This window comes from Mycobacterium sp. (assembly GCF_035653355.1).
Taxonomy (GTDB): Bacteria; Actinomycetota; Actinomycetes; order Mycobacteriales; family Mycobacteriaceae; genus Mycobacterium.
Window position 1 is genome coordinate 1 of record NZ_DASRBZ010000213.1, and the last position, 11,188, is coordinate 11,188.

Sequence of the window (11,188 nt, forward strand, 5' to 3'; positions counted from 1 at the left end):
CGCTCTACGAGCCACCCGCCCCGGCAACCCTCACCGACAATCCGGACCGTCGAGCAGCGGGCCGCGCCCACGTCGTCGAGTGCGACGACCCGACCGTGCCCACCGAAGTGACGATCCTCGAGCGAACTATCGACGCCGATTCCACGTTTCACCAAACGCCGTTCGCGTTGACGCCCGGGTCGCCCGTGCCCACGACGAAGCTGAGGGAATCGATCGAGTCGACGGCCGCAGAAGTTGCCACGGGATTGCCGGAGCTTCCGCGCACCGCGCTCTTCGATATCCTGCTGCGCCGTCCACCCCGCACCCGCAGCGGTGCGCCGCTGCCGCGCGGCGACGATACCGCCATGGACATTACCGCCGCGCTGCTCGACCTCGACTCGTCGTATGTCGCGGTGCACGGACCGCCCGGAACCGGCAAGACCCACACGGCTGCGCGCGTCATCACCGGACTGGTCACCGAACACGGTTGGCGTATCGGGGTTGTCGCCCAGTCGCACGCCGTGGTCGAGAACTTGTTCGACTGCGCGATCACAGTCGGCATCGATCCCACACGGGTAGCCAAAAAACCGCACGGCCGCGACAATCCGCATTGGCAACACATCGACGAAAACCACTACGCCGCATTCATTTCCGAGACCACCGGATGTGCGATCGGGGGCACCGCGTGGGACTTCGCCAACCCCACTCGGGTACCGCCGGGAAGCCTTGATCTGTTGGTGATCGACGAGGCCGGTCAGTTCTGTTTGGCCAATACGATTGCCGTAGCGCCCGCGGCGGCAAATCTGTTGCTGCTCGGAGATCCGCAACAGCTGCCGCAAGTCAGTCAGGGCACCCATCCCGAACCCGTCGATACCTCGGCTCTGGGCTGGCTGGTCGACGGGCGACGCACCTTGCCTCCCGAACGCGGCTACTTCCTGGACCGCTCATACCGGATGCATCCGGCGGTATGTGGTCCGGTGTCGGCACTGGCCTACGAAGGCCGACTGCATTCCCACACCGAACGCACAGCCGCGCGCCACCTCGACGGATATCCGCCGGGAGTCCACGTGCTGTGCATCGACCATGACGGCAACTCCACCGAGAGCCCAGAAGAAGCGGACGCCATCGTCGCCGAAATACAGCGCCTGCTCGGATCGGCGTGGACCGACGAGCACGGCACCCGGCCGTTGACCACCGCCGATGTGGTCGTCCTCGCGCCCTACAACGCGCAGGTTGTGCTGCTGCGTCAGCGGTTGTCTGCTGTCGGGCTTGACGCGGTCCGGGTCGGCACGGTGGACAAGTTTCAGGGAACAGAAGCGGCGGTGGCCTTCATTTCAATGACCGCATCGTCCATCGACGAGGTACCGCGCGGAATTTCTTTCCTGCTCAACAGGAATCGGCTGAACGTCGCGGTCAGCCGCGCCCAGTACGCCGCGGTGATCGTGCGCTCGGTCATGCTGACCGAATACCTGCCCGCCACACCCGCGGGCCTAATCGAGCTGGGCGCGTTCCTCGCGCTGACCTCAACTGAGATGCCGACGCCATGGCCGTGCCGCAACGGGCAGAGTGCTCGTCGCGCCGCCGTGCTATCCGGCTAGTCAGGTTCTTGCGACCGTTGCGACCAGTGCCGCCCGTAGCTGGGCGGTTCGTCGACGTCGGCACGGTAATGCCGGTTGCGCGGCGGCTCGTCAAAGCCCTGGTATTGCCGAGTCCAGCTGCCGGCATCCCCGGGCGGGCCATAGCCGGCGGCGCCGTAGGTGTCGTTGATCTCGTCCACGAACGCGTCGGTCGAACGCGGCTCCGTCACCGGAGCCGAAGATTCGGCGACCGGACGGAACAGCTGCCGGTCATCCACGTGAGACCCGTTGTGTGCAAAACCAATTGGTTCTGCCCGCGCCGTCGGCTCCGGCTTGTCACGCAAGCGGTGCCCGGATCCGGCCGGATTGGCGCGCGGCACATTGCCGGGTATCGGTTGGGAATGTTCGACCCGAGCCCTTAGCGGTTCGGTGTCGTCTTGGTCGTAGCCGACCGGTTCGTGCCAGATTTCGGGCCCACGGGCAATCGTGTACTCGACGTAGTCATCGTCGTCGTAGTCATCGCCGACCACGTCGTCATCCACCATGACGGCAACGCGCTCAGTTCGATCGCCGACGCCGCCACCCAACCGGTCGCGCACACCGCGCGCCTCCGCGGCACCCTGCCCGCCGAAGCCGACCATAAACAGCGCCGCTCCCACACCGAACAGCGCGATGAATGCCGGCAGCAGCATCGACTGCGACATCGCGGCGGAGAACGGTTCGCGCAGAAACGCCGGCAGTTGCAACGCGGCACCCTCCGGCCCCGGCGGAGACGCGCCGTCGGGCATCGGTGGCATTTCGGCGGTGATCCGCGAGGTCATGAAAGCGGCAATGCCGGCGCTGCCGAGCACGGCACCAACGAGCCGGGTCGCGTTGAACACACCAGAGCCCGCCCCGGCCACCTGCGGCGGCAGGTTGCGGGTCGCGGTCGCGGCCAGCGGCTGCCAGACGAAAGCCATCCCGACCCCCATCGCGATGAACGGCAATACCAACCGCCAAATCGGCGTGGTCGGCGTCAGCTCGATGGAAAGCCACGTCAGCCCGATCGCCAACATCGAGAAGCCAAAACCAACCACCGGTCGGGGGTGGTAGTTGTCGACGATCTTGCCCACCACAGGGGCCAGCAGGCCACTGACGATCGCCATCGGCGCGGTCAGCAGCGCCGAGCGAGTCGGCGACAGGCCGCACACCGCCTGGGCGTAGAACATCAGCGGCAGGATCATCGCCGTCGCCGCGAACCCGATCACCACTACCGCGAGGTTGGCCAGGCTGAAGTTGCGATCCCGGAAGATATCCAGCGGTATCAGCGGTTCGCCTCTGTTGATCGACTGCCAGTAGACGAACATCACCATGAAGCCGATCCCGGCGACGATCACCGCCCAGATCCACGGCGCCCAGCCGCTGGCCTGCCCTTGCTGCAGGGCGAAAACGACGAGGAACATGCCGGCGCCCGACAATCCCACGCCGGCCAGGTCGAACCGGTGATCGGTGGTGGGAAGCACCGGGATCAACCAGACCGCCAGCGCCATCCCGATGATGCCGATCGGCACGTTGACGAAAAAGATCCACTCCCAACCCAACCCGTCGACGAGCACGCCGCCGGCCAAGGGCCCGACCAGGGTGGCGACGCCGGCGGTGGCGCCCCACAGGCTCATCGCCATACCGCGACGCTCGGGCGGAAAGATCCGGGTGATCATCGACAGCGTTTGCGGGGTTAGCACGGCGGCGCCGACGCCCTGAACCACCCGGGCGGCGATCAGCATGCCGATACTGCCCGACAGACCGCACCACAACGAGGCCGCGGTGAACACCGCCAGTCCGATCATGTACAGGTTCTTGGGGCCGAACCGGTCGCCCAGGCGACCCGCCACCAGCAAGGGCACTGCGTAGGCCAGCAGGTAGGCGCTGGTCACCCAGATCACCGTGTCGTAGCCGGTATCCAGCTTGGCCATGATGCTGGGGTTGGCGACCGCGACGATGGTGGAGTCGACCAGGATCATGAAAAAGCCGACGATCATCGCCCACAACGCGTGCCACGGGTTCGTCACATGCGGACGCTTTCGGGGCTTGGCCGCGGCTGCACGTCCGGGACCGCCGCCGGCGCGAATTCGACTCGTCGGCGCAGTCATTACTCCACCTCGCTTCCGCTAGCCACGCTGACGTCGAGCGGGGTGCCGTGCTGCCCACGGCCGTCACCGGACTTCAGCGATCCTGCGAACTCGCGCAACCAGGTGACCTGAACTTGAGTAGTGGCCAGCACGTAATCCAGCGCCGCGACGTTGACCCTCGACGCGGCGTTGGCGTCGCGCAGCGCCATCATCTCCGCAACGTCGGCCTCCAACGCGGCCACGCGGCTGGTCAGCGCGTCCGCCGCCGTGTCGGCATCGAGATGGTGTATTTCGGCAAGCGCGGTGACGAACGGCGGGAACTCGTCGGTCGGGGTGGCCACCAGTTCGCGTACCCGGTCGATGAGCGCCTCAACACCGGCGTCGGTGATTTCATAGATCGCCCGCTCGGGCCGATTCCCGTGCCGGCTGGTCGCCGCCCGCCGGATCAGCTTCTGGTCGGCCAATCGATCCACAACGTGATAGAGCGACCCGGGCCGGACCTTGACAATGCGGTCCGACTGGCGCTCGACGAGCCTCTGGAACATCTCGTAGCCGTGCATGGGACGATCCCGCAGAAGCGCCAATACAGCGACACCGAGCGGTGTCAATCGGTAGGGCATTGCGGCTCCTTCTGCCGCCGTTCCGCGGCGCGCATCGTCGCCGAACGGAGCGGATTATTCCGAGCGGAGTAATCGTTGCGAGGCTACGGTGCCGACCTTCATCAAGACAACTCCCCCAATACGCCGACACCGTGCACAGCTGACGGTGCCGCCGTTCTGGCAGTCCGTTGAACCGGCGCTAGCCTGGAAAGACGCCGTTCGCGCCTGGGCAGAACCGGGCCAGATTTGGAGGCACGATGAGCGCACGACGGGCCGGGCCGACGCCGCATCCGTCGTCGGCTACCCCGACCGATCGACCGAAGGCTTCCGCGCGCGCACTCGCGCAGGTCATCGAACGCAGCTCCCGAGTGCAGGGTCCCGCTGCCAAGGCCTACGTGGAACGGCTGCGCCGCGCCAACCCGGACGCCACGCCCGCACAGATCGTCGCCAAGCTGGAGAAGCGCTACCTGGCCGCGGTCACCGCGAGCGGCGCCGCGGTGGGTATGACGGCGGCCTTCCCGGGCATTGGCACGCTGGCGGCATTGTCCGCGGCCGCCGGCGAAACCGTGGTGTTTCTCGAGGCCACCGCCGTCTTCGTGCTGGCACTTGCCGACGTGTATGGCGTTCCCGCCGACCACCGCGAGCGCCGCCGCGCGCTGGTGCTGGCGGTGCTGGTCGGCGATGACAGCAAGCGCGCCCTCGCCGAGCTGATCGGTCCGGGCCGCACCAGCGGCGCCTGGCTGACCGAGGGCGTGGCGTCGTTGCCGCTGCCTGCGGTGTCGCAGCTGAATTCGCGGCTGCTCAAGTACATGGTCCGGCGATACACGCTGCGGCGCAGCGCGCTGATGCTCGGCAAGCTGCTGCCGGTCGGTGTCGGCGCCGTTGTCGGTGGTGTCGGCAACCGGATGGCGGGCAAGAAGATCGTCCGCAACGCCCGCAAAGCGTTCGGTCCGCCGCCCGCCCGCTGGCCCGTCACGGTGCACGTGCTGCCGCACGTGCACAACATCGGCTAGCCTCCGGCCACCGGGCGAGGTCACCGTTTTGCCGTGCCTGGCGGATTGCCCGCAAGGGGTTAGCCTTTATGGGGCGGGAACAGTCAAAACCGTCGCAGGTCCGTAGATGCGCCGCTGCCGCGGGCGCACCACATGGCAAGTGTCAGGGCGTGCGCTTGCCGAGCAGAGGAATCGAGGCGAGCAGCTGCAGTGAGCAGTACGAGTTCACCATTCGGCCAAAACGAATGGTTGGTCGAGGAGATGTACCGCAAATTCCTCGACGACCCTTCCTCGGTCGACCCGAGCTGGCACGAGTTTTTGGTCGACTACAACCCAGAACCCACCGCTGAGGCGCCGACTGCGACTGACGGGGCGCCGACAGCGTCGGCCCCTCCAGCTCCAGCGAGCCCCGCGCCGAGCACCCCGCCGGAGCCGCGACCGGCACCGGCCAAGCCGTCGGCGACCCCGCCGAAGTCGGCTGATAGCAACGGCGCGCCCGCAGCGGCGGCCCCCGCGAAACCGGCCGCATTCGCACCGGCCGAAGGCGACGAGGTACAGGTGCTGCGCGGCGCCGCCGCGGCTGTCGTCAAGAACATGTCCGCGTCGCTGGACGTGCCGACAGCGACCAGTGTCCGCGCCATTCCGGCCAAGCTGTTGATCGACAACCGCATCGTCATCAACAACCACCTCAATCGGACCCGCGGCGGCAAGATCTCGTTCACCCACCTGCTGGGCTACGCGCTGGTGCAAGCGGTCAAGAAGTATCCCAACATGAATCGGCACTACGCCGAGGTCGACGGCAAGCCCACCGCCGTCACACCGGCGCACATCAACCTCGGTCTGGCGATCGACTTGCAGGGCAAGGACGGCAAGCGCTCACTGGTCGTGGCCGGTATCAAGCGCTGCGAAACCATGCGCTTCGCGCAGTTTGTCACCGCCTACGAGGACATCGTTCGCCGGGCCCGCGACGGCAAACTCACCGCCGAAGACTTTGCGGGCGTGACGATTTCGCTGACCAATCCCGGCACCATCGGCACCGTGCACTCGGTGCCGCGGCTGATGGCCGGCCAAGGTGCCATCATCGGCGTCGGCGCGATGGAATACCCCGCCGAATTCCAGGGCGCCAGCCCCCAACGGATCGCCGAACTGGGTATCGGCAAACTGATCACGCTCACCTCGACCTACGACCACCGCATCATCCAGGGCGCGGAATCCGGTGATTTCCTGCGCACCATTCACGAAATGGTGCTCTCCGACAGGTTCTGGGACGATGTCTTCCGCGAGTTGGGCATCCCGTATGAGCCCGTGCGCTGGCGGGCAGACAATCCCGACTCGGTCGTCGACAAGAACCCGCGGGTCATCGAATTGATTGCCGCGTACCGCAACCGCGGCCACTTGATGGCAGACATCGACCCACTACGGCTGGACAACACCCGCTTCCGCAGTCACCCCGATCTCGACGTGCTGACGCACGGCCTGACGTTGTGGGATCTCGACCGCGAATTCAAGGTCGACGGTTTCGCGGGTGCGGAATACAAGAAGCTGCGCGACGTGCTCTCGGTGCTACGCGACGCCTATTGCCGCCACGTCGGCGTGGAGTACACTCACATCCTCGAACCCGAACAGCAGCAGTGGCTGCAGCAGCGCATCGAGACCAAGCACGAAAAGCCGACGGTCGCGCAGCAGAAATACATCCTGTCCAAACTCAACGCCGCCGAAGCGTTCGAGACCTTCCTGCAAACGAAATATGTTGGGCAGAAGCGGTTTTCGTTGGAGGGCGCGGAAAGCGTGATCCCGATGATGGACGCCGTCATCGACCAGTGCGCCGAACACGCGCTCGACGAAGTCGTCATCGGGATGCCGCACCGCGGCCGGCTCAACGTGCTGGCCAACATCATCGGCAAGCCCTACCGCCAGATCTTTACCGAGTTCGAAGGCAACCTGAACCCGTCGCAGGCGCACGGCTCCGGCGACGTCAAGTACCACCTGGGTGCCACCGGCATTTACATCCAGATGTTCGGCGACAATGACATTCAGGTGTCGCTGACCGCCAACCCGTCGCACCTGGAGGCGGTCGACCCGGTGCTGGAAGGGCAGGTGCGGGCCAAGCAGGACCTGCTGGACAAGGGCGACACCGAGGACGGCTACTCGGTGGTGCCGTTGATGCTGCACGGTGATGCTGCCTTCGCCGGGCAGGGTGTGGTCGCAGAGACCTTGAACCTGGCGCTGCTGCCCGGTTACCGCGTCGGCGGAACCATCCACATCATCGTCAACAACCAAATCGGCTTCACCACGTCGCCGGAGCACTCCAAGTCCAGCGAATACTGCACCGACGTCGCGAAAATGGTTGGGGCGCCGATCTTTCACGTCAACGGCGACGACCCGGAGGCGTGCGCGTGGGTGGCGCGGCTGGCAGTGGACTTCCGGCAGATGTTCAAGAAGGACGTCGTCATCGACATGCTGTGCTACCGCCGCCGGGGCCACAACGAGGGCGACGACCCGTCGATGACCAACCCGGCGATGTACGACGCCATCGAGACGAAGCGCGGCGTCCGCAAGAGCTACACCGAAGCGCTGATCGGCCGCGGCGACATCTCGATGAAGGAAGCCGAGGATGCACTGCGCGATTACCAGGGCCAACTGGAGCGGGTGTTCAACGAAGTCCGCGAGCTGGAAAAGCATCCCGTGCAGCCCAGCGAGTCGGTGGAATCCGACCAGATGATTCCCGCCGGGCTGTTCACCGGCATCGACAAGTCGCTGCTCGCCCGGATCGGCGATGCGCACCTTGCGCTGCCCGACGGGTTCAGCGTGCACCCGCGGGTCAAACCGGTGCTGGAGAAGCGTCGAGAAATGGCCTACGAGGGCAAGATCGACTGGGCGTTCGCCGAGTTGCTGGCGCTGGGATCAATGGTGGCCGAGGGCAAGCTGGTGCGGCTCTCGGGGCAAGACACCCGCCGCGGCACGTTCTCCCAACGGCACTCGGTGATCATCGACCGCAACACCGGTACCGAGTTCACCCCGCTGCAACTGCTGACCACCAACGGCGACGGCACACCGACCGGCGGCAAATTCCTGGTCTACGACTCGCCGCTGTCCGAATTCGCCGCGGTGGGTTTCGAATACGGCTACACGGTGGGCAACCCGGACGCATTTGTCATGTGGGAGGCGCAGTTCGGCGACTTCGTCAACGGCGCGCAATCGATCATCGACGAGTTCATCAGTTCTGGGGAGGCCAAGTGGGGGCAGTTGTCCAACGTGGTGCTGTTGCTGCCGCACGGCCACGAAGGGCAAGGGCCCGACCACACCTCGGGCCGCATCGAACGGTTCCTGCAGCTGTGGGCGGAGGGGTCGATGACGATCGCGATGCCGTCGACGCCGTCGAACTACTTCCACTTGCTGCGCCGGCACGCTCTCGACGGTATTCAGCGGCCGCTGATCGTGTTCACTCCCAAGTCGATGCTGCGGAACAAAGCCGCGGTGAGCGAGATCAAGGACTTCACCGAGATCAAGTTCCGCTCGGTGCTGGAGGAACCCACCTACGAGGACGGCATCGGCGACCGGGGCAAAGTCCGTCGCGTCCTGTTGACCAGCGGCAAGCTGTACTACGAGTTGGCCGCGCGGAAGGCGAAGGACAACCGCGACGACATCGCGATCGTGCGGATCGAGCAGCTGGCTCCGCTGCCGAGGCGGCGGCTTCGGGAAACGCTGGACCGCTACCCGTCGGTGGAGCAGTACTTCTGGGTCCAGGAAGAGCCGGCCAACCAGGGCGCATGGCCACGCTTCGGTCTCGAGTTGCCAGAGTTGTTGCCGGACAAGCTGACTGGGCTGAAGCGAATCTCGCGACGGGCGATGTCGGCCCCGTCGTCGGGCTCGTCGAAGGTGCACGCCGTCGAACAGCAGGAGATCATCGACCTGGCGTTCAGCTGAGGGGTTCTGCGGCCAGCGCTGGCCTGGCCGCGAGCGGGCGTGTTTGTACACGACACGCCGCGGTCGGTCGGCATTTTGTGCCCGCTCGCGGTAGCGGTGTTGCATCGCGCAGGGTCTGCGTACGGCGGACCGCTGGTACCGGCTAGCCTCGACGGAAGCTAACGAATAGGAGCGTTTCCATGGAGGGGTTTGCCGGGAAGGTCGCCGTGGTTACCGGCGCCGGATCGGGCATCGGCCAAGCGCTGGCCATCGAGCTGGCCCGTTCTGGTGCCAAGGTGGCAATCAGCGACGTCGACACCGAGGGACTGGCTCGCACCGAGGAACGGCTGAAGGCCATCGGTGCGCAGGTGAAAGCGGACCGGCTCGACGTCACCGAGCGCGAGGCGTTCCTAGCCTACGCCGACCAGGTCAACGAGCACTTCGGCAAGGTGAACCAGATCTACAACAATGCCGGCATCGCCTTCAGCGGCGATGTGGAAGTCAGCCAGTTCAAAGACATCGAGCGGGTGATGGACGTCGACTTCTGGGGCGTCGTCCACGGGACCAAGGCATTTCTGCCGTATCTGATCGCCTCCGGTGACGGCCATGTCATCAACATCTCCAGCGTCTTCGGCTTGTTCTCGGTACCCGGGCAGGCTGCCTACAACTCGGCCAAGTTCGCGGTGCGCGGCTTCACCGAGGCACTGCGGCAGGAAATGGTGCTGGCCGGTCACCCGGTGAAAGTGACGACGGTGCATCCGGGCGGCATCAAGACCGCGATTGCCCGCAATGCCGGCGCCGCGGAGGGACTCGACAGGGAGAAACTGGCCGAGGTGTTCGACAAGCGGCTCGCGAGTACGAGCCCGCAGCGCGCTGCCCGGATCATCCTGGAAGCGGTGCGCAAGAACAAGGCGCGCGTGCTGGTCGGCCCCGACGCCAAGGTGCTCGACGCGCTGGTGCGTTTGACGGGTTCGGGATATCAACGGCTGTTCACCCCGGTTCTCAGCCGCATCCTGCCGCACTGACTCGGGCCGATGGCCCGCTAAGAACGCCCCAACGGGTGATCGGCCAGCCACCCGTCGGCCAGCGCTTGGGGGTTGGCGCCCTTGGCGACTTGCCGGCGCATGTCGACCAGCGCGGCGGTGTCGAGCACTCCGGCCACCTCGTTGATGGCGAGTACTTGCCGGGCGGCCAGCTCGTTGCGGCGATACAGCGGCACCACGTTCTCGGCCTGCACCAGCGGCGGTTTGCCGTCGGCCAGCATGACGAGATCGGCGGGCACATCAGGAGCGGCGGTGCTGCTCCACGCCAGGGTAACCTGGCCGGATCGCAACGCAGCGAACATGCTTGTGGCGTCGCGGAATTCCCGCGGTGCAGGTAGCCGGCACCGGCTGATCTTCGATGGTGTCGCGACACCGGCCAGCGAACCGACGACGAGTCCGCCGCAGTGCCGCGGCAGCTCGCTCAGGTCGTTGCCGCCCCAGACCTTCGCCGTGGATTGCGTGACCACCAACGCTGGTTTGTCCTCGGCGGCGGTGGCGTAGTCGCCGGCGGCGATGCCCTCAGGCAGCGCGCCGAGTAGCGCGCGGTAGACCTGAGCATCGGAGCGCACGGTGGCGCCGGGCTGAAACCTTTGCAGCAAGCGACCGGTGAAACCGGGCACCACGTCGGCCGCCCCTGAGTCCAGCTTGCTCAGCGGATCGGCTGCCGACTCGACGCGCGCCGGGAAACCGTAGGAACGCAGCGCCCCGGCGTAGATATCGGCCAGCAGCACCGATTCGGAGTCGGGAGCCGACGCGACTACCAGCTCGCGCACCGAGTCGCGGCCATGGGAACCATGACCGCAGCCCGCCAACGCCAGCACCGCGGCGATCGCAAGCGCGGCGAAGCCGGGCGCAGCGGGTCGCCGCGCGAAAAACCGGCCGATCGCAAGCGCGGCGAAGCCGGGCGCAGCGGGTCGCCGCGCGAAAAACCGGCCGATCGCAAGCGCGGCGAAGCCGGGCGCAGCAGGTCGCCGCGCGAAAAAC

The 11,188-nt window shown here is 66.3% G+C and carries 7 protein-coding genes; 4 read left to right on the forward strand and 3 right to left on the reverse strand.

What is annotated here, in order from left to right; translation table 11 throughout:
* Window positions 1–1,577 (forward strand): DEAD/DEAH box helicase (locus tag VFA16_RS07245; protein ID WP_324967157.1); only part of this gene is annotated, 1,577 nt, incomplete at its 5' end.
* On the opposite strand, the gene VFA16_RS07250 is transcribed toward VFA16_RS07245, so the two are convergent.
* Window positions 1,574–3,685, reverse strand: a complete 2,112-nt coding sequence (locus tag VFA16_RS07250) for an MFS transporter (protein WP_414687661.1) — start codon at window positions 3,683–3,685, stop codon at window positions 1,574–1,576. The genes VFA16_RS07245 and VFA16_RS07250 overlap by 4 nt on opposite strands.
* Entirely contained in the window at window positions 3,685–4,284 is a 600-nt protein-coding gene (locus VFA16_RS07255) for a PadR family transcriptional regulator (protein ID WP_324967158.1), read from the reverse strand. The genes VFA16_RS07250 and VFA16_RS07255 overlap by 1 nt, the downstream gene beginning before the upstream one ends.
* A gap of 236 nt (window positions 4,285–4,520) precedes the next feature.
* Here VFA16_RS07255 and VFA16_RS07260 point away from each other — a divergent pair, with 236 nt between their 5' ends.
* The 3 genes from VFA16_RS07260 (at window position 4,521) to VFA16_RS07270 (ending at window position 10,186) form a co-directional block, all read left to right on the forward strand.
* Window positions 4,521–5,276, forward strand: coding sequence for a hypothetical protein (locus VFA16_RS07260; RefSeq protein WP_324967159.1), 756 nt, complete (start codon window positions 4,521–4,523; stop codon window positions 5,274–5,276).
* 189 nt (window positions 5,277–5,465) lie between these two features.
* Entirely contained in the window at window positions 5,466–9,182 is a 3,717-nt protein-coding gene (locus VFA16_RS07265; RefSeq protein WP_324967160.1) for a multifunctional oxoglutarate decarboxylase/oxoglutarate dehydrogenase thiamine pyrophosphate-binding subunit/dihydrolipoyllysine-residue succinyltransferase subunit, read from the forward strand.
* A gap of 179 nt (window positions 9,183–9,361) precedes the next feature.
* Window positions 9,362–10,186: an SDR family oxidoreductase gene (locus tag VFA16_RS07270; RefSeq protein WP_324967161.1), complete on the forward strand. Its 825-nt coding sequence runs from the start codon at window positions 9,362–9,364 to the stop codon at window positions 10,184–10,186.
* Window positions 10,187–10,203: 17 nt separating this feature from the next.
* Here the strand turns inward: VFA16_RS07270 and VFA16_RS07275 are convergent, their stop codons facing one another.
* Window positions 10,204–11,088 carry a glycine betaine ABC transporter substrate-binding protein gene (locus VFA16_RS07275; RefSeq protein ID WP_324967163.1) on the reverse strand — a complete coding sequence of 295 codons (885 nt, stop codon included), beginning with the start codon at window positions 11,086–11,088 and terminating at the stop codon, window positions 10,204–10,206.
* Window positions 11,089–11,188 lie beyond the last annotated feature (100 nt).

Bases quoted from the DNA above. Each gene is read 5' to 3' on its own strand.
- VFA16_RS07250 (WP_414687661.1), bottom strand. From the start codon at position 3,685: ATGACTGCGCCGACGAGTCGAATTCGCGCCGGCGGCGGTCCCGGACGT.
- VFA16_RS07255 (WP_324967158.1), bottom strand. From the start codon at position 4,284: ATGCCCTACCGATTGACACCGCTCGGTGTCGCTGTATTGGCGCTTCTG.
- VFA16_RS07260 (WP_324967159.1), top strand. From the start codon at position 4,521: ATGAGCGCACGACGGGCCGGGCCGACGCCGCATCCGTCGTCGGCTACC.
- VFA16_RS07270 (WP_324967161.1), top strand. From the start codon at position 9,362: ATGGAGGGGTTTGCCGGGAAGGTCGCCGTGGTTACCGGCGCCGGATCG.